The 25,724-nt window shown below is 44.5% G+C and carries 17 protein-coding genes; 10 read left to right on the plus strand and 7 right to left on the minus strand.

Annotated features, from left to right (window positions below; all coding sequences use genetic code 11):
- The first annotated feature begins 103 nt into the window (after nucleotides 1-103).
- Both ACYQ0C_RS00605 and araJ read left to right on the plus strand, forming a co-directional pair.
- On the plus strand, nucleotides 104-1,825 hold the full coding sequence (locus tag ACYQ0C_RS00605; protein ID WP_016275141.1) for an ATP-binding protein: 1,722 nt from the start codon (nucleotides 104-106) through the stop codon (nucleotides 1,823-1,825).
- A gap of 818 nt (nucleotides 1,826-2,643) precedes the next feature.
- Nucleotides 2,644-3,804, plus strand: a complete 1,161-nt coding sequence (araJ, locus tag ACYQ0C_RS00610; RefSeq protein WP_032941426.1) for an MFS transporter AraJ — start codon at nucleotides 2,644-2,646, stop codon at nucleotides 3,802-3,804.
- On the opposite strand, the gene ACYQ0C_RS00615 is transcribed toward araJ, so the two are convergent.
- Nucleotides 3,765-4,184, minus strand: coding sequence for a hypothetical protein (locus ACYQ0C_RS00615; RefSeq protein WP_016275143.1), 420 nt, complete (start codon nucleotides 4,182-4,184; stop codon nucleotides 3,765-3,767). The two genes, araJ and ACYQ0C_RS00615, sit on opposite strands and share 40 nt — an antisense overlap.
- Nucleotides 4,185-4,322: 138 nt before the next feature.
- On the opposite strand from ACYQ0C_RS00615, the gene rimP reads away from it, so the two are divergent.
- From rimP to ACYQ0C_RS00655, 8 genes are all read left to right on the plus strand, one after another.
- On the plus strand, nucleotides 4,323-4,790 hold the full coding sequence (gene rimP, locus ACYQ0C_RS00620; RefSeq protein ID WP_016275144.1) for a ribosome assembly cofactor RimP: 468 nt from the start codon (nucleotides 4,323-4,325) through the stop codon (nucleotides 4,788-4,790).
- A 2-nt stretch (nucleotides 4,791-4,792) separates the two neighbouring features.
- A complete protein-coding gene (gene nusA / locus ACYQ0C_RS00625) occupies nucleotides 4,793-6,049 on the plus strand; it encodes a transcription termination factor NusA (RefSeq protein ID WP_016275145.1) in 1,257 nt (418 codons plus the stop codon).
- A gap of 41 nt (nucleotides 6,050-6,090) precedes the next feature.
- On the plus strand, nucleotides 6,091-9,093 hold the full coding sequence (infB, locus tag ACYQ0C_RS00630; RefSeq protein ID WP_016275146.1) for a translation initiation factor IF-2: 3,003 nt from the start codon (nucleotides 6,091-6,093) through the stop codon (nucleotides 9,091-9,093).
- Nucleotides 9,094-9,226: 133 nt separating this feature from the next.
- Nucleotides 9,227-9,730 (plus strand): CvpA family protein, encoded by a 504-nt coding sequence (locus ACYQ0C_RS00635; protein ID WP_016275147.1) that lies wholly within the window; start codon nucleotides 9,227-9,229, stop codon nucleotides 9,728-9,730.
- Between the two features lie 7 nt (nucleotides 9,731-9,737).
- Nucleotides 9,738-11,189, plus strand: coding sequence for a Fe-S cluster assembly protein SufB (gene sufB / locus ACYQ0C_RS00640; protein ID WP_025076804.1), 1,452 nt, complete (start codon nucleotides 9,738-9,740; stop codon nucleotides 11,187-11,189).
- 27 nt (nucleotides 11,190-11,216) lie between these two features.
- The gene (sufC, locus tag ACYQ0C_RS00645; RefSeq protein WP_016275148.1) at nucleotides 11,217-11,969 is read left to right on the plus strand and encodes a Fe-S cluster assembly ATPase SufC; all 753 of its coding nucleotides are present in this window, start codon (nucleotides 11,217-11,219) and stop codon (nucleotides 11,967-11,969) included.
- Nucleotides 11,970-11,998: 29 nt separating this feature from the next.
- Nucleotides 11,999-13,342 (plus strand): Fe-S cluster assembly protein SufD, encoded by a 1,344-nt coding sequence (gene sufD / locus ACYQ0C_RS00650; RefSeq protein ID WP_016275149.1) that lies wholly within the window; start codon nucleotides 11,999-12,001, stop codon nucleotides 13,340-13,342.
- Nucleotides 13,343-13,348: 6 nt separating this feature from the next.
- A complete protein-coding gene (locus ACYQ0C_RS00655; protein WP_016275150.1) occupies nucleotides 13,349-14,563 on the plus strand; it encodes an aminotransferase class V-fold PLP-dependent enzyme in 1,215 nt (404 codons plus the stop codon).
- Nucleotides 14,564-14,647: 84 nt separating this feature from the next.
- On the opposite strand, the gene ACYQ0C_RS00660 is transcribed toward ACYQ0C_RS00655, so the two are convergent.
- The 6 genes from ACYQ0C_RS00660 to ACYQ0C_RS00685 all read right to left on the minus strand — a co-directional run bounded on the left by ACYQ0C_RS00660 (nucleotide 14,648) and on the right by ACYQ0C_RS00685 (nucleotide 25,511).
- Entirely contained in the window at nucleotides 14,648-16,582 is a 1,935-nt protein-coding gene (locus ACYQ0C_RS00660; protein WP_025076805.1) for an MGH1-like glycoside hydrolase domain-containing protein, read from the minus strand.
- Between the two features lie 18 nt (nucleotides 16,583-16,600).
- Nucleotides 16,601-19,777, minus strand: a complete 3,177-nt coding sequence (gene lacZ, locus ACYQ0C_RS00665; protein ID WP_016275152.1) for a beta-galactosidase, LacZ type — start codon at nucleotides 19,775-19,777, stop codon at nucleotides 16,601-16,603.
- Between the two features lie 13 nt (nucleotides 19,778-19,790).
- Nucleotides 19,791-20,393: a LysO family transporter gene (locus ACYQ0C_RS00670; RefSeq protein ID WP_016275153.1), complete on the minus strand. Its 603-nt coding sequence runs from the start codon at nucleotides 20,391-20,393 to the stop codon at nucleotides 19,791-19,793.
- Nucleotides 20,390-20,671 (minus strand): LysO family transporter, encoded by a 282-nt coding sequence (locus tag ACYQ0C_RS00675; RefSeq protein WP_016275154.1) that lies wholly within the window; start codon nucleotides 20,669-20,671, stop codon nucleotides 20,390-20,392. The genes ACYQ0C_RS00670 and ACYQ0C_RS00675 overlap by 4 nt, the downstream gene beginning before the upstream one ends.
- A gap of 112 nt (nucleotides 20,672-20,783) precedes the next feature.
- Nucleotides 20,784-22,319, minus strand: coding sequence for a RagB/SusD family nutrient uptake outer membrane protein (locus ACYQ0C_RS00680; RefSeq protein ID WP_025018198.1), 1,536 nt, complete (start codon nucleotides 22,317-22,319; stop codon nucleotides 20,784-20,786).
- Nucleotides 22,320-22,340: 21 nt separating this feature from the next.
- A complete protein-coding gene (locus tag ACYQ0C_RS00685; protein ID WP_016275156.1) occupies nucleotides 22,341-25,511 on the minus strand; it encodes a SusC/RagA family TonB-linked outer membrane protein in 3,171 nt (1,056 codons plus the stop codon).
- Between the last annotated feature and the right edge of the window lie 213 nt (nucleotides 25,512-25,724).

Below are 25,724 nucleotides of genomic sequence, written 5' to 3' on the forward strand. Positions count from 1 at the left end.
CATGCATCAAAGCAACTTTATTTTTTCCTTTCCTTTCGTTATATTCATTTTAAACAACTATCTTTGTCTGTCGGTTGTTTAAACTCAAAAAAGAAGATAGCTTATGGAAGCGATAAAAAGCATGCCTTACGGAATGTCCAATTTTGCGGACGTGATGAGACAGAACTGTTATTATGTGGACAAGACTATGTATCTGTCCATGTTGGAAGACCAGCCTCATTACCTGATTTTTATCCGTCCCCGTCGTTTCGGCAAGAGCCTTTTTCTGGATATGCTCCGCAGCTATTATGACCTTTCCCAAAAAGATGACTTTCAAAAGCTGTTCGGTGATTTATGGATAGGAAAGCATCCCACACCCTTGCAAGGGAAATACCAGATGCTCTATCTGGATTTCTCGAAAATAGGGGGAGGGGTGGACGAGCTTTCCCGGAATTTTGATGCTTACAGTGCGGTGCAATTAAATAGCTTCCTGGACCGCTATCAGGCATACTACAGTGATGAGTTCATCGTGGGGTTCCGTTCTGCCGGAAAGGCTCTTGACAAGTTGCACATGCTGGATGCCGAAGCCCGCCGCCTGGGCTATCCCCTTTACCTTATCATAGACGAGTATGACAACTTTACGAATGTGGTCTTGAATGAGCAGGGCAACGAGATTTATCATGCCATCACACATGCCAGCGGTTTCTATCGGGATGCCTTCAAGAATTACAAGGGCATGTTCGACCGTATTTTCATGACGGGTGTCAGCCCTGTTACCTTGGACGATCTGACCAGCGGCTTCAATATCGGCTGGAACATCAGCACGAACCCGCTTTTCAACGGCATGTTGGGTTTCTCGGAGGAGGATGTGCGTGCCATGATGCGTTACTATCAAGAAGCGGGACAGCTGGAAGGCGATGTGGAGGCGATGATTCAGGAAATGAAGCCTTGGTATGACAACTATTGCTTTGCTGAAGAAAGTTTGAAGTGTGATCCAAAGATGTTCAATTGTGACATGGTGCTTTACTACCTTCGTAACCGTGTTCAGTCAGGAGAATCTCCTAAGCAGATGATTGACCCTAATACCAAGACGGACTACAGCAAGATGAAGAGGCTGATTCAGCTGGACCGTTTGGATGGCAACCGCAAGGGGGTGCTCCGCAAGATTACCGAGGAAGGGAAGATACTGACCAATCTTTATCTCTCATTCTCTGCCGACCAGCTTACCAAACCCGAGATATTCCCCAGTCTGCTGTTCTATTACGGTATGCTTACCATTGTTGGGGTTCGTGGAGACCGGGTAATACTGGGGATTCCCAACAATAATGTCCGCAAGCAATATTATGAATATTTGTTGGAAGACTTCCAGACCGGGGACAACCTTAACTTGAATAGTCTGAAAGACCTTTTTGACGGAATGGCTTTTGATGGTGACTGGCATTCGGCTCTGGACTTTATAGCCTGTGCCTATAAGAACAATTCCTCCGTCCGCAGCAGCATAGAGGGGGAGAGGAATATCCAAGGTTTTTTCACCGCCTACCTGAGCATCAATGCCTATTACTTGACTATGCCCGAGGTGGAGTTGAACCACGGCTTCTGCGATATGTTCCTGATGCCTGACCTGCAACGCTATTCCGAGATAGAGCATAGTTACATTCTGGAATTGAAATACCTTCCGAAAGATAAATTCGATGCCCAGTCTGCATCCCAGTGGGATGCTGCGGTGGAGCAGATTCACGGCTATGCCAAGGGTGAGAAGGTGCGGCAGCTGTGCAGCGGCACTCGTCTTCATTGCATCGTGATGCAGTTCTGCGGTTGGGAGCTGGTAAGGATGGAGGAAGTGTGAGGCATATCCGGAAGTACCCTGTAGTATAAGTCCTTTTCACCAGGAGGTTCGGGATGTTTATGCCCTCATGCCCTCACTTTTCGTGTAACAGGTTTATTATAAACGACTTATGTGATGATGGTAAAAAATATTGCTCTCACTTATGCCCTCACTTATTTCCCATGCCCTCACTGCGTTTTGAAGCATATTTCCGTATAACATGTTTGTCGTCAGCCATATATCCTTTTTTACACAGGCTGTTCCGGTCTGATACAAAGTAGGGCGTTTTGCAGGCTTTTCTCTCGCAAAAAGTGTGCATGAATAGTTTGTACTGTCACGGGATATTAGCGGATTCCGCCAGTGGTAAAAAAGATCAAGACGTTTTTGAGAAAGCCCGTGGTCTTTTCTAAAAAGCTCTTGTTCTTTTTTTAAAAGGCCGTTATCTTTATTTTAAAGCCCTTGATGTTTAAAAAAAACATCCTGTTCTTTGGCCGGACGTGTGGGATTTCATGCGTCAGGTCACGCAGGAAACCACATACGTCCGTGTAGGCCTGCGCATACGCCCGTATAGAATCACACATACGTATGTAAAGGCCCATGCGTATGTACGTGTGGAAATGTGCGTTTTTTTGTTGACTTGGTAGGTCTGTTCTTGTTGGAAAGTTTGTTTGTGTTTTGAAGACAAAATGCTTGATACCCTTTGCATGTGGCAACATTACATTGACATAAAGCAAGTAATCATCTCTTTTTAGCACAAAGTGTGCTAAAAACACTTATACCTGAAAACATAACCATTACTTTTGCACGTTTTTTAATTAATGGATTGTTTTTATTCAGGTATGAAGAAGAGTTTGACGGCTTTGGCATTCGGCACATTGGGGCTGGGTATTGCCGAGTTTGTAATGATGGGCATTTTGCCCGATGTGGCGAAGGATTTACATATAAGTATTCCGCAAGCAGGACATTTTATTTCGGCATACGCATTAGGTGTGTGCGTAGGAGCACCGGGGATGGTTTTGGTGGCGCGTACCCGTCCGCTAAAACATATTCTGTTAGGCTTGATGGTTATTTATATTTGTGGCAACCTGTGTGCTGCCGCCTCGGTGAATTATTGGATGATGTTGATGATGCGTTTTATTTCCGGATTGCCCCATGGTGCCTTCTTTGGGGTCGGTTCTATCGTTGCGGAAAGAGTGGCGGATAAAGGAAAGAGTTCGCAGGCGGTGGCATTGATGGTCTCGGGTATGACAATTGCCAATCTTTTTGGTGTCCCTTTGGGCACGTTCATGAGTAATATAATGTCCTGGCGTATTCCTTTTCTCTTTAATGGGGTATGGGGATTGATCACCTTGTTCTATATTTGGAAATGGGTTCCTTCACTGGCTGCTTTGCCGGATACAGGTTTGAAAGGGCAGTTCCGTTTTTTGAAGAATCTGGCTCCATGGTTGCTGATAATTACGACCATGTTCGGGAACGGAGGCATCTTTTGTTGGTATAGCTATGTCACTCCTTTGATGACGCACGTGGCGGGTTTCAGTGAAAACAGCATGACTTTTATTATGGTATTGGCAGGTCTTAGTATGACTGTAGGGAACCTGATGGGGGGAAAGTTTTCTGATCAGTATGGGGCTGCCCGTGTGGTAAAATATACACAAATTATTATGGCTTCCGGTTTGCTCGCTATTTTCTTTGCCGCTTCTGTTTCGTGGCTGGCAGTGATATTGATGTGTATATGTACGGCAGGATTATTTGCCGTTTCGGCTCCACAGCAATTATTGTTGCTCCGTAATTCGCGTGGAGGGGAAATGATGGGGGCTGCCTGTGTACAAGTCGCTTTTAATTTGGGTAATGCCATTGGTGCCTATGCCGGTGGGCTACCTATAGATGCCGGATTGGGTTATCGGTATCCGGCTCTGGTAGGTGTCTTTATCGTATTGATCGGCTTTGTCGCTGTTTCCCTTTATTCCAAAAGGGAATCGGCTTCTCTTTCCAAAATATAAATCACATCACCACTCTTCTTAACTTCTACCCGGCTGCCTTCCGGATTCAGGTTGAAAGGTGTGGTCTTGTCTGTTTTGTTATCTACGACCATCAGTACATTATCTTCGGCAAAACGTTTTATTTCCACTTTCAGGTTGGCGTCGGGCATGGTCTGGTCCAGCAGCAGGCTGTCGTTTAGATACACCGCTATGCTGTCTCCGGCAAAACTGTTGGTCAGCTCTATGTTATAGACTCCTTCATAAGTCTGCACCCGGTCCGCTTTGCGTTGGAAACGGAAGGACATATACAAAAAAATGATGATGACGGCGAAGACTCCAAAAGCCAGCATGCCGTTACCTATCATGAATTGCTTGTTCGTATTTAAACTGTTTTTACCCATAGCGTTATAAGTTTCTGCAAAACTACAAAATTTTAATAGAATATTTTGTAGCACTGATAGATAATTTGTATCTTTGCACCGAAATGGATGAATGGTGGGGCTTGATTAAGCCCTTTTTTTGTTCTTAATAGTGGATAAATGATAGATAAAAATGTAGTAACCCGGATTGTTGACGAGTGGCTGGAAGGTAAAGATTACTTTTTGGTAGATGTCGCTGTGAGTCCGGAAGACAAAATTGTGGTAGAAATAGACCATGCCGAAGGAGTATGGATTGACGATTGTGTAGAACTTAGCCGCTACATTGAGTCTAAACTGGACCGTGAAGAGGAGGATTATGAACTGGAGGTGGGATCGGCCGGTATAGGACAACCTTTCAAGGTGTTGCAACAGTATTTGATACACATTGGTAAGGAGGTGGAAATCCTGACTAAAGAGGGAAAGAAACTGGAAGGTGTATTGAAGGATGCGAATGAAGAGAACTTTACCGTGACTATTGAAAAGAAAGTGAAACCGGAGGGAGCTAAACGTCCCAAGCTGGTGGAAGAGGATGTTACTTTTGCGTATGATGAGATAAAATACACTAAATACTTAATTAGTTTTAAATAATTATGGCCAAAAAAGAGGAAACAATCAGCTTGATTGATACATTTTCGGAATTTAAGGAATTAAAGAATATTGATAGAACAACTATGGTAAGCGTTCTCGAAGAATCTTTCCGTAGTGTGATCGCGAAAATGTTTGGCACTGATGAAAATTACGACGTTATTGTGAATCCTGACAAAGGAGATTTCGAAATATGGCGTAACCGTGAAGTTGTAGCAGATGAGGATTTGACGAATCCAAACATGCAGATCTCATTGACCGAGGCACAGAAGATTGATGCTTCTTATGAGGTAGGTGAGGAAGTGACTGATGAAGTGATCTTTGCCAAATTTGGCCGTCGTGCCATCCTGAACTTGCGTCAGACACTGGCATCAAAGATTTTAGAGCTGGAGAAAGATAGCTTGTATAATAAATATATTGATAGGGTGGGTACGGTGATCAGTGCGGAAGTTTATCAGATATGGAAGAAAGAAATGTTGCTGCTGGATGATGAAGGTAACGAATTGCTTTTGCCCAAGACTGAGCAGATTCCGAGTGACTTCTACCGTAAAGGCGAAACGGCCCGTGCCGTAGTGGCCCGTGTGGATAATAAAAATAATAATCCGAAGATTATTCTGAGCCGTACTTCACCTGTGTTCTTGCAACGCCTGTTTGAAATGGAAGTGCCCGAAATCAATGACGGGTTGATCACGATCAAGAAGATTGCGCGCATTCCCGGAGAACGTGCTAAGATAGCCGTTGAGTCGTATGACGACCGTATAGATCCGGTAGGTGCCTGCGTAGGTGTGAAAGGATCACGTATTCACGGTATTGTACGCGAACTGCGTAATGAGAATATCGACGTGATTAATTATACTTCTAATATTCAGTTGTTCATTCAGCGTGCGTTGAGTCCGGCTAAGATTTCTTCTATCGTGTTGCACGAAGAGGAGAAGAAAGCAGAAGTGTATCTGAAACCGGAAGAAGTGTCTTTGGCAATCGGTAAGGGGGGGATGAATATCAAACTCGCCAGTATGCTTACCGAATATACGATTGATGTGTACCGCGAATTGGATGAGAGCGCGATGGATGAGGATATTTATCTTGATGAATTCAAGGATGAAATTGATGAGTGGGTTATCTCAGCCATCAAGAATATCGGATTGGATACAGCTAAGGCTGTATTGAATGCTCCACGCGAGATGTTGATAGAAAAAGCGGACCTGGAAGAAAACACGGTTGATGACGTGTTGAGAGTTTTAAGAGCTGAATTTGAAGAGTAATTCTTCAGTCCCGGCTCGTAGTTAATAATTAAAAAACGAGTATGACGATTAGACTGAACAAAGTAACAAGAGATTTAAATGTAGGAATAACGACGGTAGTTGAATTCTTGCAGAAAAAGGGCTATACCATTGAGGCTAGTCCTAATGCGAAAATTACCGAAGAACAATATGCTGTACTTGTGAAAGAGTTCAGCACAGATAAAAATTTAAAAATAGAGTCTGAAAAATTTAGTCAGGAAAGACAGAACAAAGACCGCAATAAGGCTTCTATCTCTATCGAAGGTTTTGAACCCAAGAAAGAGAAAGAGGAGGTGGTGAAAACGGTTATTCCTGAAGAGGCACGACCCAAACTGAAGCAAGTGGGTAAAATAGATCTGGACAATTTGAACAAGAAAACTGCGCCGAAGGTTGCAGAACCTGCGGCGAAAGTTATTGAACAAACTCCGAAAGCGGAACCCGTGGTGGAAAAAGTGGTTGAGAGGAAAGAAACTCCGCAACCCGAAAAGGAAACACCGAAGCCTGTGGTGGTAGAGGAAAAGAGACCGGAACCGGCTCCTCAACCCGCTCCGGCTCCTGTTCAGGAAGAGAAGAAAGAGCCTAAAATTGAAAAGATGGAAGAAAAGACACCCCAGGTGAAAGAGATGGAAAAAGAAACACCCGAAGCAACACCCGTTCAGGAAAAAGAAGAAGACGATGTATTTAAAATTCGTCCTACTGAATTTAAATCGAAAATTAATGTAGTGGGTCAGATTGACTTGGCTGCATTGAATCAGTCAACTCGTCCGAAAAAGAAATCGAAAGAAGAAAAACGGAAAGAAAGAGAAGAGAAGGATAAACAGCGTCAGGAACAGCGTAAGCAGATGAAAGATGCTATTATCAAAGAAATCCGTAAGGGAGATGACAAGGTTTCTAAAAACTCGGTCAACGACGATGCCGCCAAGAAGAAAAAGCGTAATAGAATAAATAAGGAACGTGTGGATATAAATGCTGCCGGTACAACAAATGCTGGAGGTAATAATAACCAACGTAACGATAATGCTAACAGACCGAATAGAAACAATAACTCCAAACCTAATAATAACAATCAAGGTGGAGGTAAATTTAATAAAGACCGCTTCAAGAAACCTGTTGTAAAAACGGAAGTTAGTGATGAGGATGTAGCAAAACAGGTTAAGGAAACGTTGGCGCGTCTGACTAACAAGACTAAGAACAAGACTGCCAAGTATCGTAAGGAGAAACGTGAGAATGTGCAGAACCGCCTGATGGAACAGGAGGAGATGGAACAGGAGGACAGCAAAATATTGAAGCTGACCGAGTTCGTTACTGCGAACGAGTTGGCAAGTATGATGGATATTCCTGTTACCCAGGTTATCGCTACTTGTATGAGTATTGGCATCATGGTCTCTATTAACCAGCGTCTGGATGCCGAAACAATCAATCTGGTAGCAGAAGAATTCGGATACAAGACAGAATATGTAAGTGCTGAGGTGGCGCAGGCCATTACAGAAGAGGAGGATAACGAGGAAGACTTGCTGCCGCGTGCTCCGATTGTAACAGTAATGGGACATGTTGACCATGGTAAGACTTCGTTACTGGACTATATTCGTAAAGCGAATGTAATTGCTGGTGAGGCGGGTGGTATCACCCAGCATATCGGTGCTTACAATGTGAAACTGGAAGACGGACGTCATATCACATTCCTGGATACACCGGGTCACGAGGCATTTACTGCCATGCGTGCCCGTGGTGCGAAAGTAACGGATATTGCTATCATTATTGTAGCAGCCGATGATAATGTGATGCCACAGACCAAAGAAGCGATTAATCATGCTATGGCTGCCGGTGTACCTATCGTTTTTGCTATTAATAAAGTGGATAAGCCGCACGCCAATCCGGATAAGATAAAGGAAGAACTGGCTGCCATGAACTTCCTGGTGGAAGAATGGGGAGGTAAGTATCAGTCGCAAGATATCTCTGCCAAGAAAGGTACAGGGGTACATGAGTTGTTGGAAAAAGTATTGCTGGAAGCAGAAATGCTGGAATTGAAGGCAAATCCCAATCGAAAGGCTACTGGTTCTATCATTGAGTCCACCTTGGATAAGGGACGTGGTTATGTAGCTACGATCCTGGTGTCAAACGGTACGCTCCGCATGGGTGATATTGTGTTGGCGGGTACTTCATACGGTAAGGTGAAAGCTATGTTTAACGAACGTAACCAGCGCATTAAGGAGGCTGGTCCTTCTGAACCGGTGTTGATTCTTGGTTTGAATGGCGCTCCTGCGGCAGGTGATACTTTCCATGTAATTGAAACGGAACAGGAAGCTCGTGACATCGCTAACAAGCGTGAGCAGTTACAGCGTGAACAGGGCTTGCGTACTCAGAAGCTGTTGACATTGGATGAAGTGGGCCGTCGTCTGGCTTTGGGTGACTTCCATGAATTGAATGTGATTGTTAAAGGTGACGTGGACGGTTCTGTTGAGGCGTTGAGCGACTCATTGATAAAACTGTCTACAGAACAGGTACAGGTTAATGTGATCCATAAAGGTGTCGGTCAGATTTCCGAATCGGATGTGACCTTGGCCGCTGCATCAGATGCGATTATCGTAGGTTTCCAGGTTCGTCCTTCAAGCTCTGCCGGCCGACTGGCTGAACAGGAAGGTGTGGATATCCGCAAATATTCTGTGATCTATGATGCGATAGAAGAAGTGAAGGCTGCCATGGAAGGTATGCTGGCACCTACTTTGAAGGAACAGATTACTGCAACCATCGAAGTGCGTGAGGTCTTCAATATTACCAAGGTTGGTTTGGTTGCCGGTGCTATGGTGAAGACTGGTAAGGTAAAACGTTCTGATAAGGCACGCTTGATTCGTGATGGTATTGTGGTCTTTACCGGTACTATCAATGCATTGAAACGTTTCAAGGATGATGTGAAGGAAGTAGGTACTAATTTTGAATGTGGTATCAGTCTGACAAACTGTAACGATATCAAGGTAGGTGATATTATTGAAGCTTACGAAGAAGTAGAGGTTAAACAGACTTTGTAATAAAGCCTGAGAATATAGATGGTAATGTCATCCTGAGCATAGCGAAGGATCTGGCACCTCGCCCAGCGCGTGGGCTGGCAGATTCTTCGCTTTGTTCAGAATGACATTACTGCTTTTTATAAGAATGATAGAGATGACAACAATAGATATTATCATACTGGCTGTGACTGGCATGGGTGTCATTATGGGATTGATGAAGGGCTTTGTGAAGCAGATGGCATCTATTGTAGGGTTGATAGCCGGATTGCTGGTTGCCCGTGCTTTGTTTGGTACAGTTGCCGAAAGATTGGCACCTGCTTTAGGTACATCGACTACCATTGCGCAGGTTTTGGCTTTTATATTGATCTGGGTGGCTGTGCCTTTAGGTTTTGCGTTTGTCGCCTCTTTGTTGACAAAAGCATTGGATGCTGTGCATCTGGGGTGGCTGAATCGTTGGCTGGGCAGCGGACTTGGGGCATTGAAGTATATGATACTGATAGGGTTAGCTATTCATGTGATAGAATATATAGACCCGAAAGATGAGATGATCAGTGCAACAAAAAAGAAGGAATCAGTGTTATATTATCCTATGAGAGACTTGTCCGGCATCTTTTTTCCGGTGTTTAAGAATGTAACAGAACAATTAATAGAAATATAAGATAAATATGCAAGAAGAACCCAATAAATATGTGAAAGAACTGACGCAGGAGAAGTATAAGTATGGCTTCACCACAGAAGTTCACACAGATATTATAGAACGGGGATTGAACGAGGATGTTATCCGCTTGATTTCTGCAAAGAAAAACGAGCCGGAGTGGTTGCTGGAGTTTCGCCTGAAAGCATACCGCTACTGGTTGACAATGGAGATGCCTGCATGGGCGCACCTCACTATTCCTGAAATAGATTATCAGGCTATATCCTATTATGCGGATCCTACAAAGAAAAAAGAAGGGCCGAAAAGTATGGATGAGGTAGATCCGGAGCTGATTAAAACTTTCAATAAACTAGGTATTCCCCTGGAGGAACAAATGGCGTTGAGCGGTATGGCAGTAGATGCTGTCATGGATTCTGTTTCCGTCAAGACTACATTTAAAGAAACCTTGTTGGAAAAGGGAATCATTTTCTGTTCGTTCAGTGAAGCGGTGCGTGAACACCCCGATTTGGTGAAGAAGTATCTGGGTTCGGTGGTCGGGCCGCGGGATAATTTCTTTGCAGCCTTGAACTCGGCGGTGTTCAGTGACGGATCGTTTGTATATATTCCGAAAGGAGTGCGTTGTCCTATGGAACTCTCCACTTATTTCCGTATCAATGCGGCCAATACCGGTCAGTTTGAACGTACACTGATTGTTGCGGATGATGATAGTTATGTTTCTTATCTGGAAGGATGTACGGCCCCTATGCGGGATGAGAACCAATTACATGCAGCCATAGTGGAGATTGTGGTGCACGACCGTGCGGAAGTGAGATATTCTACCGTACAGAACTGGTATCCGGGAGATGCCGAAGGCAAAGGAGGAGTATATAACTTTGTGACCAAACGCGGTCATTGCAAAGGTGTGGACAGCAAACTGAGTTGGACACAGGTGGAGACCGGGTCGGCCATTACTTGGAAATATCCCAGTTGCATCCTGAGTGGAGATAATTCTACTGCTGAATTCTATTCGGTGGCAGTAACGAATAACTATCAGCAGGCTGATACGGGGACTAAAATGATTCATTTGGGCAGAAACACCCGTAGTACCATTGTTAGTAAAGGGATTAGTGCCGGAAAGAGCCAGAACTCCTATCGTGGTTTGGTACGTGTGGCTCAGAAAGCGGACAATGCCCGTAATTACAGCCAGTGTGACTCTCTGTTGCTGGGAAGCCAGTGCGGTGCTCATACATTCCCATATATGGATATCCATAACGAGACAGCTGTGGTGGAACATGAGGCGACAACCAGCAAGATCAGCGAAGACCAACTGTTCTACTGCAATCAGCGCGGTATTCCTACAGAAGATGCTATCGGATTGATTGTCAATGGGTATGCAAAAGAAGTACTGAATAAACTTCCGATGGAATTTGCGGTGGAGGCACAGAAACTGCTGGCTATATCTTTAGAGGGAAGCGTAGGATAAATGAAGAACTAAGAATTTAATAGAATTATGTTAGAGATAAAAGACTTACATGCCAGTGTCAATGGCAAAGAAATATTGAAAGGTATCAATCTGACCATAAAGAAGGGTGAAGTTCATGCCATTATGGGACCTAATGGTTCTGGTAAAAGTACTCTTTCATCCGTGTTGGTAGGTAATCCGGCTTTTGAGGTAACGAAGGGTTCAGTGACTTTTGAAGGAAAAGATTTGTTGGCTTTGAGTCCTGAGGATCGTAGCCATGAGGGGCTGTTTTTGTCTTTCCAATATCCGGTGGAGATTCCCGGAGTCAGTATGGTGAACTTTATGCGTGCGGCGGTAAACGAGCAACGTAAATATAAAGGGCTTCCTGCGTTAACAGCCAGTGAGTTCTTGAAGCTGATGCGCGAGAAACGGGCTGTAGTGGAGCTGGATAATAAATTGGCAAACCGTTCGGTAAACGAGGGGTTCAGCGGTGGTGAGAAGAAACGAAATGAAATTTTCCAGATGGCTATGCTGGAGCCTAAGTTGAGCATTTTGGATGAAACGGATTCCGGTCTTGATATTGATGCGTTGCGTATTGTAGCCGAGGGCGTGAACAAATTGAAGACTCCCGAAACAAGTTGTATCGTCATTACACACTATCAACGTTTGCTGGATTATATCAAACCGGATATTGTACATGTATTGTATAAAGGACGTATTGTGAAAACTGCGGGTCCCGAATTGGCTTTGGAACTGGAGGAGCGTGGTTACGACTGGATAAAAGCCGAGTTGGGAGAATAATAATTTGATGCCTAAAGAAGAAAGTGATTATGAGAGCAGAACAACAATATATTGATCTCTTTTCTCAATGTGAGGCGATGATTTGCCGGCATAGTGCCGAGGTGCTGAACGCTCCCCGTGCGCAAGCTTTCGCAGATTTCGAAAAGTTAGGTTTCCCTACCCGCAAACAGGAGAAGTATAAATATACGGATGTAAGCAAGTTGTTCGAGCCGGATTATGGTTTGAATTTGAACAGACTCGACATTCCGGTGAATCCGTATGAAGTGTTCAAGTGCGATGTACCTAATATGAGTACCGCTCTTTATTTTGTAGTAAACGATGCTTTTTATCGTAAAGCTTTGCCGAAGGCGCAATTGCCGGAAGGAGTGTTGCTTGGCAGCTTGAAAGAACTGTCTGAACAATATCCGGATTTAGTCAAGCAATATTATGGTAAGTTGGCAGATACTTCCAAGGATGGTGTGACCGCCTTCAATACTGCTTTTGCCCAGGACGGCTTTATGCTGTATGTGCCGAAAGGCGTGGTGGTGGAAAAGCCCATTCAGCTGGTGAACATATTGCGTGCCGATGTTAATTTTATGGTGAACCGCCGTGTGTTGGTTGTGCTGGAAGAAGGTGCGCAGGCTCGTCTGCTGATTTGCGACCATGCCATGGATAATGTGAATTTCCTTTCTACTCAGGTTATTGAGGTCTTTGCGAAAGAAAATACGACTTTCGATCTTTATGAACTGGAAGAAACCCATACTAGCACAGTGCGTTTCAATAACCTCTATGTGAATCAGGAAGCAGACAGTAATGTGCTTTTGAATGGCATGACTTTGCATAACGGTACTACGCGTAATACAACCGAAGTAACTTTGGCCGGACGTGGAGCCGAGATCAGTCTGTGTGGTATGGTCATTGCCGATAAGAATGAACAGGTGGACAATCATACTTTCATTGACCACAAGGTTTCCGATTGCATCAGTAATGAGCTGTTCAAATATGTATTGGATGATCAGGCAGTGGGTGCGTTTGCCGGAAAAGTCCTGGTACGTGAAGGGGCGCAACATACTAATTCCCAACAAACCAACCGTAACCTTTGTGCTACTCGTGATGCCCACATGTACACCCAGCCACAACTGGAAATTTATGCGGATGATGTAAAGTGTTCTCATGGGGCTACTGTTGGTCAGTTGGATGAAAATGCGTTGTTTTATATGCAACAACGTGGTATCAGTCTGAAGGAAGCACGTTTATTGCTTATGTTTGCTTTTGTTAATGAAGTAATAGATACGATCCGTCTGGATGCATTAAAGGATCGTTTGCATTTGTTGGTGGAAAAACGTTTCCGTGGTGAGTTGAATAAATGTCAGGGATGTGCGATATGTAAATAGGACGCCATGTACGATATACAAAAAATAAGAGAAGATTTTCCGATATTAGGTCGGGAGGTGTATGGAAAGCCGCTTATTTATCTGGATAATGGAGCTACCACTCAGAAACCGCGTTGTGTGGTTGAGGCCATAACCGATGAATACTATTCGGTCAATGCGAATGTGCATCGTGGAGTACATTTTTTGTCCCAACAGGCTACGGAGTTACATGAGGCTTCTCGTGAGACGGTGCGTCGTTTTATCAATGCACGCAGTAGCAATGAGATTGTGTTTACTCGGGGCACGACAGAGAGTATCAACTTGTTGGCTTCCTCCTTTGCCGACAGCCAGATGAAGGAGGGGGATGAAGTGATCGTTTCTGTTATGGAACATCACAGTAATATTGTTCCTTGGCAGTTACAGGCTGCGCGTAAAGGAATCGTGCTGAAAGTGATTCCCATGAATGACAGAGGAGAATTACTGTTGGATGAATACGAGAAACTTTTCTCGGAAAGGACCAAGCTGGTAAGTTTCGCTCATGTAAGCAATGTGTTGGGCACTGTCAATCCGGCGAAAGAGATGGTTGCGACTGCCCATGCACACGGCGTTCCCGTTCTGATTGACGGGGCGCAGAGTGTTCCTCACATGAAAGTGGATGTTCAGGATTTGGATGCCGACTTTTTTGCTTTCAGTGGACATAAGGTCTATGGACCTACCGGTGTGGGGGTGCTTTATGGAAAGGAAGAGTGGCTGGATAAACTTCCACCTTACCAGGGGGGTGGAGAGATGATACAAAGTGTCAGCTTCGAGAAAACGACTTTTAATGAATTGCCGTTTAAATTCGAGGCGGGAACTCCCGATTATATCGGAACTACTGCCTTGGCAAAGGCATTGGATTATGTATCTGCCATTGGTATGGAGAATATTGCCGCCCACGAGCATGAACTGACCCGATATGCCATGCAGCGTCTGAAAGAAACAGACGGGATGCGTATCTTCGGAGAGGCCGGTAACAAAAGTGGTGTCATTTCTTTCCTGGTAGGAAACATTCATCATTTGGATATGGGTACGTTGCTTGACCGCCTGGGCATTGCTGTGCGTACCGGGCATCATTGTGCACAGCCTTTGATGATTCGTATGGGGATTGAGGGAACAGTGCGTGCTTCTTTCGGCTTATATAATACCAAAGAGGAAATAGATGTGCTGGCTGCCGGCATTGAGCGCGTCAGCAGGATGTTCTAAATTGTAACAGTATAGTAGGGGGCCGCATTCATCACGAGTGCAGCCCCCTTTGGTATTATTTATATTAAGGTAAAAAGAGAGAGTTTATTTTCCATAATCATCATATAACATCAGCAAATGTGATGAACTCCAGCTGAAATGAGGCGCTTTTAATAACTCGCCGGTATGTGTGCCATAGTTTTCATGTATCGGGGCACCTTCTTTCAATCCTTGCAGCCGGTCGAATACCTGAAGGGTATATTCATCTGCCATCTTGTTATAGCCATAGTTGCGTAGACCGCGGATAGCGAAATAAGTCTGATCCAACCAGATAGGGCCACGCCAGTAGCCACGCGGATTGTACTTCGGGTTGTCTGCTGCTACTGTGGGGAAGGGGATGTATGTAGAGAACTTGGCTGTGTCGGCCAGTAAAGGCAGCATGGCTTTTACTTGGTCAGCAGTGGCAACCTCTGTCCATAACGGAGTATATGCTTCGCATCCCGGTTCTTGTATAAAGCTTCCGTCCTTTAAACGGCGGTCAAAGAAGAAGCCTTTCTCTTTGTCAAAGAAATAGTCGGCTACTTGACTGCCGTAATCCGGACCGTCAAAAGTAACTCCCAGAATACCTGCAAATTTCTTTAATAGTTTGCATTCCAGAGCCAGATAGGCATTCAGGTCAACACTCTCCTGATCCATGCTCCATGCATCTTCGGCTCCTGAGTTTTTCAGCATTTTGGTATCATCAAAACGGATGGCATTATCCATACCGCTTTCCCAGGCTGCCGCTTCCAATGTGCCGTCGGTAGAACCATATTCACACATGCCATTGTGGTTATGGTCACGTTTGCTGTACCACCATTTGTAGTATGCCATCAGTTGGGGATACATTTCGCTGATGAATGCCGTATCATTGGTGTGAGTGAATATTTCGTCTACAGCCCATGATACGAGAGGGGGTTTGCTGTCGCGTGCATTGTTTTCGGCTGGATCGGTATAAATGCAGTCTATAATCATGCCGTCCGGTTGTTGGTAGTCAAACATGGCGCGGATGTTGTCCTTGGCCAGTTCAGGATCGAATTTTGCCAAAGCGGCAGAGAATCGCCAAGTGTCCCAAGCCCAGAAACCTACGAAGTAGTATACGGCATGGCTGGGAACAATACCTTCGTGCAGCAATCCGCCACGGTGAGTCCGCCAGTTACTGATGAGTGTTACGACGGCTTTTACGGCAATACGGTCATATTCGGGCTTCATGTCTTTGCGAAGAATCTTGTTGAGATAACCTTCCCAACGTTCTTTATTGGCTTTAAGTTCTTCTTGTGGATTGCTCAGCGCTAATTGCGCCTTTTGTAATCCGGCGGAAAGTTCTTTCTCTCCAGTATAGAAAGAAATGGCTACGTAGGTGTCGTGCTCACTGCCATTGGTCTTTGCCCGGTAATTATTGTCGCTACTCTCTACGCTTACATCCGGTGTGAAAGTCAGTGCTACAATCTCGCCGGACGGATGACGGGCGATGACCGTATTCTGGTCAGTCCGTACCTGGATTTCTTTCCCCCATTGGCTGGCCGTAAAAGAAAGCTCTTTTCCGGCATCGGAGTGAATGCGGAGCAGTGCGGTAGAAGCATCCAGAAAATTCAAGCGTTGAATGATTTTGCCTTCTTCCGAACTTGCCGAGAGGTATAATTCGCCTGGAAAATAACAGGTGGAATCCGGGGTGAATACGGCATTTGTCTGATTGGCGTACCCTACGGTGACAGCCGATTGCGCCATCCATTGACGTCGGTTCATATCCAGACTGAAGGGGCCGCAGAAACCGTTTACCCAAACCTCTTTTTGTGGGAGTGTGAATCCCATCCAGGAGCCTGCGTCTGTAAACCAACCCCGGCAACGTGTCAGTGTATCGGGGGTATAGGCTATATCCAGTATGTTATTGAATTCATATCTTTTGCCTGTAGGAATAGTCTCACTGGCAGGGTTGCAGGCAGCTGTAAAGCCTGCAACTACTGCTGTGAGAAGAATGATTTTGGTAAATTTATGTTTCATGTCATTTCGTTATTATTTTTAAAACCATTTCTTATGCGCTTTTTCGGCTGCATCGTCTTGAGTGCTCAAAGGTTGTATGGTGAAGCTGTATTGCCATTCGTGCGGAGTGATGGTGTATTCAGGGTGCACTTGGGCTCCCCAGGTGTTATCTCCACCTACACCCATGTGTCGGTGGTCAATGTTCAGCCATACCATATCCTTTTTCATAATACTTCCTCCATGACGGCGTTCTGTATTGAATGCCACATAATCAATATCTTCCAACGGGAAATTCCATGCGCTGACATTTAGTGGCTCTTCACCGGTGATCAACAGGCCTTCTCCTGCTTTATTGCGCAAGGCTACCCAGCGTACATCGGTTTTATTACCGGTCTCTTGTGCACGGACATACGGATGGAACTGTTCCCATACTGTTGCCGTATAGAGCCCGATGGGATACCCCGTCTTGCGGTCGGCATAGTTTTCTTGTGGTCCGCGCCCCAGCCAGGTCATCACATCATATTCTGCCGGCAGGATCATGCGCATGCCTAGACGTGGCATTTCAGGAAGAGCTTTGTTGCCAGGCATAAAGTGCATACTTACTTTGATAACTCCATTCGGGAGTATCTGATAGATAGTCTGCAAAGTGGACTCTTGTGCTTCCAGTCTATAATTTGCAGTAACGGTTGCTTGTTTCTTGCTTGAATCTTCTTTCAGGTCGATGCTTTGTAACTTGGCGTTCTTGCCTGCAAATTTCCAGATGCCACAGCGTTTCAGATGGTTGTTGGCGACATCATTGTCGGTCAATGCACGCCAGAAGTTGGGCTGCAAGCCTTCTTTTATCAGATTCTTTCCATTATATAAGAGTTCAGTCATTTCACCATCGGCAGTAGAGAATACGACACGGAAGTTCCCTCCTGTCAAGGTGATGGCATCCGGGGTACGTTCTGTATTTACGGTTTTGTCCGCTATTTCACGGGCAGTCCATGTGGCATTCAGCAAGCGTTCTCCTTCTGGATTCAGTTGCCATTGCTCCATAGCTACTTGATGTCCTTTCGGTATCAAAGGCATCTCTTCTTTGGTAAATGCTTCCAGTTTCAGGAAGTATTCTTTTCCATCATTGGGAATCAGAGTCATCGGGATGGTAACAAGAGCGGAAGAACGAGCGGTTATTGTCGGAAAATCCATCTCACCGCTTTGTACCGCTTTCCCGTCTGATTCTACCGCCCAACGTAGCTTGTAATCTTCCAGTCCGATGAAGTCATGCCAGTTGGTGACTTTAATCTGTTTTGTAGTAAAAGGAACCGGTTCAAAATGAATGTATTGATATACTTTCTTTACTTCCCAGATGTGTGGATGAAGTGAACGGTCGGCGGCTACCAGTCCGTTGGCGCAGAAGTTGGAGTCATTGGGGACACCCACGAAGCCCATATCGCCTCCGTAAGCCCAAATATTGTTTCCATTCTTGTCTTTGATATCAAAGGTGGCATCTACCCAGTCCCAAATGAAACCGCCTTGCAGCTGATCATATTTATAAATCAAATCCCAATAGTCTTGCAGATTACCTACACTATTACCCATGGCGTGAGCATATTCACACAGAATCATCGGACGGGCGTCGCGCTGGTTTACATGGCGGCGGAGCGCCCAGACACGTGCGTACATCGGACAATAAATGTCGGATTTGGCATCATAACCTCCACCTTCGTATTGTACAAGACGGGTTGGATCGAACTTCTTAGTCCAGTCGTATAAAGTTTCAAAATGTTTTCCATAACCGGATTCATTACCCATTGACCAGGTAACAATGGCTGTAATATTGCGGTCACGCAGCACCATGCGGCTCATGCGTTGCATAAACGGTACTTCCCAATCGGGGTTATTAGCCAGTGTGCCATCTTTATGCGCCTGCATTCCATGACTTTCAATGTTTGCTTCATCTACCAGATACAGACCGTATTCATTGCACAGGGCATACCATTCGTAGCGGTTGGGGTAATGGCAGGTACGGACAGCATTCAGATTGAATTGCTTCATCAATTGAATGTCTTTTATCATGCTTTCCACAGTGATGGTACGACCATGATGGGGATCGTGCTCGTGGCGGTTCACTCCCTTGAATAATACGGGAACTCCGTTTACCAATTGCATTCCGTTACGTGCTTCCACGCTGCGGAAACCAAAGGGTTGCGTGAATGATTCCAATGCTTTTCCTTGGGCGTCGTAGGTGCTGACTACCAATGTGTAGAGATTGGGAGTTTCGGCATTCCAAGACAATATGGCCGGAAATAAATGTTTCTGAGTAAATAAAGTATCTGTAGCGGAAGTTATTTCCTTTTTATTTTGGTAAATCACATTCCCTTTATCCATTACTTTCACTTCTACGGTTTCTCCCGGCTGAGGCTTATGCAATGTGATATCCAGATTGAAATCTCCGTCTTTGTAATTATTAACCAGTCCGGCTACCAGTTTGAAATCTTGTACACGGCTTTGCGGACGGGCATAGAGATAGACATCACGTTCAATACCGCTATATTTCCAATAATCCTGGTCTTCGAGGTAAGAACCGTCACTGTAACGGAATACTTTAACGGCTAATTTGTTCTTTCCGGCTTTCAAGAGCGGAGTGATGTTGAAATGCGCCGGAAGACGACTGTCTTCGCTGTATCCTGCCAATTCGCCGTTGACCCAGCAATAAAAGGCGGATTCTACTCCTTCAAAATCAAGGAAGATATCCATTCCTTTCCAGTTGGCCGGCACGGTAAATTCACGTACGTATGCACCTACCGGATTATAATCGGCCGGAACATGGGGAGGATTGGCGGGGAAGGGGTAAGCTACGTCGGTATAGATAGGTGAGTCAAATCCTTGCAGTTCCCAACTTCCTGGAACCTGTATGTCTTTCCAGCGTCTGGTGTTGTAACCGGTTTTATAAAAATCGGCCGGACATGCATCATTGTTCTTGGAGAATAAGAATTTCCAGGTACCATCTAGCGAGATGCGGCGTTCTGTTGCAGGGTTTACTGCAAAACGTTGGGCGGCGGGCAGTGCCTGCTGCTTCAGCGCATTGGCTTCATTGGTGAAGGGAATGAAGTGTGCATGGGCCGCCTCGCGGTTTATTTCATTTATTTGTGGATTCTGCCAGGGGACATTCTCCCCCCAGACGGAAGCACAAGCAAACAACAGTGTAAGAAAAGTATTAAGAGAGTGTTTCATGGTTATTATTTTTTTAAATGGAACAGAAAAGAGTCACTAGAAAAGGCACGCTGAAATCTACTACAAAGCCGTGAAATATAGAAACCACTACAAAACTTTGACCGGAATAGCGGGTAATGATGGGCAGTGTCGTATCCATCGTAGTGGCACCTCCTGCCGAAATGGGTGCCAGATTGCCAAACCAACGTACCAGCAACGGGGCAAAAAGTAAAGTGATAATTTCACGTGTGATATTGGATAATAATGCAATGGTTCCCAACTCCGGACCTTTATATTCTGTGATAAAGATGCTGGACAGCGAGTAGTAGCCAAAACCGGAACCTACTGCCATACAATCTGCTACCGAGCGATGTGAGAGGAACAGACTAACAACTGCACATCCTGCCAAGGTTCCCAATATGGTCATGACCGGCAAGAAGATCAGGCGGGGATTTAATGACCGGAAATTGCGTAGGGTCTGTGGATCATTGCCGATGCTTACACCCACACTGAACATCAACGCACACAGTGCATAAAAACTCAGTTTACTTTGTGTAAAGTCGTATGGAATGAGGTGATATACTCCGCAAATGGCCCCTAGTATAAAGAAACCAACGATAATCAAACTTCCTTTCATGCTTGTTCCTCCTTTTTCCTTTTGTAAAGCACGTACCATAAAGCCCATGCTGCTGTGACACTGCCCAGTACAGCTGCCAGAGTGATGACAATGGCTTCCATTCCTATGGTGTGCAGGCCATTGATGATTTCCTGATTACCGCCTACATCTATACCTAGCAGGAAGAGTAGTAACCAAATAAGAACGGTGATGATTTTGTGTATTCCTGAAAGCTGCTGCTTGCGAAGCAGGAAGCCAAGGAGCATCCCCGTGAGCATTAATCCAATAATTGTAAACATATCTATGTCGTTTTATTTATAGGCAAAGATACTTGTTTTTAGATTACAAGGCGGTATCACCGTAGCGAAAACCGCCTTGTTGCCTAATTATATCTAACCAAAAAGAGAATATTTATTTTAAGGCATCATTTGCATTCAACTCTGTAAGAGGAGTGGGATAGAATGAATTCTTTTCTTCATTGAATGTACGTCCTACCTCTTCCAGTGCTGATTTAAGTTTGCCCCAACGGCGGAGGTCATACCAGCGCCAGTTCTCCAATGGGAATTCAAGCATACGTTCGTGTTCTATCTGGCTGCGTACTGCTTCTTGTGAAGTCCCTGTCATGGGCGGCATATCTCCATGGATTTCTCTGATTTGATTAATCAGAGGAATGGCTTGTTCCGGATGTCCTTGTTCGTTCAGTACCTCGGCTTTCATCAGCAGCACATTGGCATAGCGCATCAGAGGCACATTGATGGCGCACCGGTTGTTGGAAAGTGCCTCATAGTCAGTAGGCATGAATTTTCGGAAAGCCGGACGGTTATAAGGAATATAATTCCCGTTTTCGTCTTCATTGGAGAACCAGTCATTATATTCATACCCGTACACACGTCCGCTTCCATCATTATAATAGTCACACTGGAAGAATATGGTTTCATATAAGCGTGAATCATAGCGTCCTGTTGTGGCGTTTTCTCCTTCTTTCATGTATTCATTCATCAGCTTTTGGCTTGGCAGAATCTCGTCCCATCCCCATAATTCTGAAACTCCGATCCAACGATGAAGCTGAGTGCGGTAGCTTGCGCCGTTGGCGGTACTCATAGATGTCTGGAGTTCGAAGATAGATTCTTTGCTGTTTTTATTGCTGGCATCAAACATGCTTGCAAATTGTTTCACAAGCTCATATCCCTGGACTTTGTTCAAGGCTTCCAAAGCTGCGGCTAAATATTCCGTTTTCTTTTCGGGTTGTTCGTATGCACAGGTCAGGTAAGCAAATCCCAGATAAGCATTGGCAGCTCCACAAGTTGCGCGGCCTATGTTGTCTGCATCGTATGATGCGGGCAAAGCGGTAGCGGTTTTAAAATCTTCAATGATGAAATTCCAAGCATCCTCACGTGAAGACAGAGGTTTGCTCAGGTCTGCCTGGTTGGTAATATACTTATCACGGATAATGATTTCTTTCCAGTTCAAGATTAGTTTCAAGTGATAATAAGCACGTAAGAAGTGTGCTTCGTTAACAATCTGTGTGCGGATGACCGGATTTATACTTTCATCAGGTATTTCTGCAACTTTTTCTATCACTTGGTTGGCAAAACTGGCGCCTTTATAGTTATTTGACCAGTAACTGCTGAACTGAGAGTTGCCGTTGGTATAAGTAAAATTATAGAGCTCTACCCAGTTGGGATAGTTGCGGGCGTCATTTCCCATTTCAACAATATCTTCCCGGTAAGCTTCTACCGGCCATTTTACTTCCGCGAATTCCCAAGTGTCGATATAATATTCCAATTGTGAATAGGCGGCCGATATGCCTGCTTCCGCATCCGACTGGTCACGCCAGAAACTTTCGGAAGTCAGCTGGTCAGGAGAACTGACGGTCAAATAGTCTTCGCAAGAACTGATAAACAGTGATGCAAAACAAATACTTGCAATATGTATTAATTTCTTCATATTCGTATAGATTTAATTAGATTAGAATGAAAGTTGGGCTCCTATTGTAAAGGAACGGGTAAACGGATAAATCAATTTGTCAATTCCGGTATTCAAGACACTGGCACGTGAGAATTCAGGATCGATTCCGTCGTATCCGGTGATGGTGAACAGATTCTCGCCACTTACGTAGAAACGTAGTTTTTCGATGAGTACTTTTTGCAATAAGCCTTTAGGAAGCGTATATCCTAGTTGCAACTGACGCAGACGTACAAAATCGCCTTTTTCGAGGAAGCGGTCGGATTCCTTCATGTTACCATTGGGGTCATTGTAGATGGCACGTGGCACGTCTGTGTTTGTATGTTCAGGAGTCCATGCGCTCAAAGATGATTGCAGGAAGTTGGAACCGGAATTCATCCCTTCGTAGAAATACTTGTTACCATTGTAGATTTTGTGTCCCCATGCGCTACCTATTACCATAGAAAGATCGAATCCTTTATAATATGCAGAGAAGTTGAGGTTGACTTCAAGTTTTGGAATACCAGAGCCACAGTATTCTTTATCGTTCTCATCGATGCTTCCATCACCGTTGCTGTCTATGAATTTAATGTCGCCGGCATCTGCATAAGGTTGATAAGCTTCTCCATTTGCGTTTACATAGTTCTTCGCTTCTTCATTACTTTGGAAAATGCCGCCGGTTTTATAAAGATAGAATGCTCCGATAGGCTTGCCTACGCGGGTTTGAGTAGGGAAGTGTTCTGTCCCGTACTTCAATCCTTCACCATAAAGCACTTGGTTGTCATCGGCCAAAGCCACAACTTTATTGTTGGTGGTACTGAAGTTTAATCCGATATTGTAATCCAGATCGCCCTTGCGGTCGTTCCAGTTCACCTCGAATTCAAAACCTGTATTGCGAATCTTGCCGACATTCAGAATAGGATTGGCTAAACCTGCTGAGGGAGGAAGTGCTTTTGTGATCAATAATTCTTCGGTTTGATTATGATAATAATTTAGCGCACCGGTTAGTTTGTTATTGAACATTCCAAAATCAACACCTATATTCTTTGTATCTGTAGTTTCCCATTTTAGAGAACGGTTTTCCAGCCCGCGGGCAATACTTCCGGCCCACGCATTGTCGCCGTTACCTTTTACGTAACCTTGGTACATGGTGTTGTAAGTACTGATCAAGGCTTGGAAGTCATAGTATCCTAATGCATTTTCATTACCTAAACGTCCCCAGCTGGCACGTAGTTTTAAATTGTTTAAGAATATATCTTTGGGAAAGAAGGACTCTTCGCTGATTCTCCATCCGAGAGCGATGGACGGGAAACATCCCCAACGGTTGTCAGCGCCAAATTTAGAGGATCCGTCATATCGGACGGTAGCCTGTAGCAAGTATCGGTCATTGTAGTTATAATTTAAACGTCCGAAGAAAGAAGCGCGATTGTATTCCCATTTTGTACCGTCACCATCGAATGTACCTCCTGCTCCGGCACCGATAGTAGAAAAACTAGGGTCTAAAAAGCCACCGGGAGTTTCACCGATTACCAGGTTTCCGTCTTCTACTTTATACACTGTTGTTTTACCTTCCACACCAACGGAATTCCAAGTGTACTTCCGTGCAGTAATGGATGTACCAGCCATGGCATTGATGCTATGTTTTCCGAATTCTTTATTAAAATTCAATACGTTGTCCCATACATGTTCTTCCCAGTAGGCTGTTGTTTCACTGTGATAGGGGTAGTCGCGTTTGGCTTTTTCGTCCGCAACGTATGCGGGGGTATGATAGGTCTGACGTTCATGTTCTCCACGATAAGCGTAACTTGTTTTGAAACTTAACCATTTTGTGAAGTTCATGGTTAATGCAATGTTAGCTGTTGTGTGGTATTTCTTATCTGTAGATTTTTCATAATATTGGTCTGCCATGACGTTACGGTTATTAGGCAGTCCGTCAAAGTTGGTCAAGCCGAATCCGTATTCATTGTTTTCATCGTAGATGGGTACCAATGGAGTGATCATGTACATTTCTTTTAAAGAATATTCAGGTTGTTTGCTGTCTGTGAATTTGAAGGCTAGGTTGGCATCAATATCAAAGATATATTTGCTCATGTGTACCTTCAGGCGGGCATTGTCCTGACGGTAATCGTTGCCTAAGAAAATACCTTTTTCATCGGCATGATTATACGACACGGAGTATTGTGCGTTTTCGCTACCGCCTCTGGCGCTGAACATATAGTTTTGCGCCAGTCCGCTACGTAGCATCGCGTCTTGCCAGTCTGTGTCTATACCGGTATTGTTCGTGATGTATGCGGGCAGATCAATCAGTTTGTCTTTCCATGCCCCATTGTTTCTGGGGTCATATAAATCTTTATGGTTGGCCACATGGGAGTTCCAGTTCTCGTACATTTGCTTATGCATTGCTTTGTACTCTTCTGCATTGAGTAGTTCCAGTTTCTTTGAAACGTCAGTGAAACTTACATAAGTACTGAAATCAATCTTCATGTCACCCTTTTTACCGTTTTTGGTAGTGACGATGATAACACCGTTTGCAGCAACCGAACCATAGATTGCAGCGGCTGCGCCATCTTTCAGTACTTCCATAGACTGGATGTCTTGCGGATTTACATTTTCAATATCACCGGGAAAACCGTCAATGATATAAAGAGGCTGGTTGTCACCGAAAGTTTTGACACCACGGATTTTTACCTGTACACCTGCACCTGCATTACCACCGGCTTTCATGATGTTCACACCGGCAATTTTACCTTGTAATGCCTCTGCGGGATTGGTTGTGGTACGTTTTACCAGTTCGTCTACATCTACAGAAGAAATGGCACCGGTCATATCACTTTTCTTCATGGTACCATAGCCGACCACTACAACTTCATCCAGCATTTCGGTATCTTCCTTCAATGTCACCCGGATATTGTTTTTTCCGTTTACAGGGATTTCTTGTGTTGCATATCCCACATAAGAAATAATGATAGTGGCTTTGGGAGACACGCTTAATGCGAAGTTACCGTCAAAGTCCGTGATAACTCCATTGGTTGTGCCTTTTTCTACTACACTGGCACCAATGATGGGGTCGTTGGAGGCATCGGTTACCAGACCGGTCAGTTGGATAGTCTGTGCAAACGCACCGAAAGGAGTCATAAAAGCTAAGAGCAGAACCAGTAGCATGATTCTTTCCTTGAAATAGTTCTTTTTACTCATGTGAATAAATTTTAAGGTTAATAATTGTTTTTCACACCGCTAAATAATGAGTTGTATGTGCGAATTCCTAATTATTATGTCCTACAAATGAACTACAACGAAAGAAATATTCTCCTTTTTTTATCTACAATAAAAAATATAATACTTTGTTACTCAATGGGATAACGTAAAAGATGATGTCTACAAATCTCTGTTTGATAAAAGCAATAAAAA

The sequence above is a fragment of the Phocaeicola sartorii JCM 17136 = DSM 21941 genome (assembly GCF_054653615.1).

Coding starts and splice junctions, on each gene's coding strand:
- rimP (WP_016275144.1), top strand. CDS start 4,323: ATGATAGATAAAAATGTAGTAACCCGGATTGTTGACGAGTGGCTGGAA.
- ACYQ0C_RS00635 (WP_016275147.1), top strand. CDS start 9,227: ATGACAACAATAGATATTATCATACTGGCTGTGACTGGCATGGGTGTC.
- sufD (WP_016275149.1), top strand. CDS start 11,999: ATGAGAGCAGAACAACAATATATTGATCTCTTTTCTCAATGTGAGGCG.
- ACYQ0C_RS00670 (WP_016275153.1), bottom strand. CDS start 20,393: ATGAAAGGAAGTTTGATTATCGTTGGTTTCTTTATACTAGGGGCCATT.
- ACYQ0C_RS00680 (WP_025018198.1), bottom strand. CDS start 22,319: ATGAAGAAATTAATACATATTGCAAGTATTTGTTTTGCATCACTGTTT.
- ACYQ0C_RS00675 (WP_016275154.1), bottom strand. CDS start 20,671: ATGTTTACAATTATTGGATTAATGCTCACGGGGATGCTCCTTGGCTTC.
- araJ (WP_032941426.1), top strand. CDS start 2,644: ATGAAGAAGAGTTTGACGGCTTTGGCATTCGGCACATTGGGGCTGGGT.
- sufC (WP_016275148.1), top strand. CDS start 11,217: ATGTTAGAGATAAAAGACTTACATGCCAGTGTCAATGGCAAAGAAATA.
- ACYQ0C_RS00615 (WP_016275143.1), bottom strand. CDS start 4,184: ATGGGTAAAAACAGTTTAAATACGAACAAGCAATTCATGATAGGTAAC.
- nusA (WP_016275145.1), top strand. CDS start 4,793: ATGGCCAAAAAAGAGGAAACAATCAGCTTGATTGATACATTTTCGGAA.
- ACYQ0C_RS00605 (WP_016275141.1), top strand. CDS start 104: ATGGAAGCGATAAAAAGCATGCCTTACGGAATGTCCAATTTTGCGGAC.
- ACYQ0C_RS00655 (WP_016275150.1), top strand. CDS start 13,349: ATGTACGATATACAAAAAATAAGAGAAGATTTTCCGATATTAGGTCGG.
- sufB (WP_025076804.1), top strand. CDS start 9,738: ATGCAAGAAGAACCCAATAAATATGTGAAAGAACTGACGCAGGAGAAG.
- ACYQ0C_RS00660 (WP_025076805.1), bottom strand. CDS start 16,582: ATGAAACATAAATTTACCAAAATCATTCTTCTCACAGCAGTAGTTGCA.
- lacZ (WP_016275152.1), bottom strand. CDS start 19,777: ATGAAACACTCTCTTAATACTTTTCTTACACTGTTGTTTGCTTGTGCT.
- ACYQ0C_RS00685 (WP_016275156.1), bottom strand. CDS start 25,511: ATGAGTAAAAAGAACTATTTCAAGGAAAGAATCATGCTACTGGTTCTG.
- infB (WP_016275146.1), top strand. CDS start 6,091: ATGACGATTAGACTGAACAAAGTAACAAGAGATTTAAATGTAGGAATA.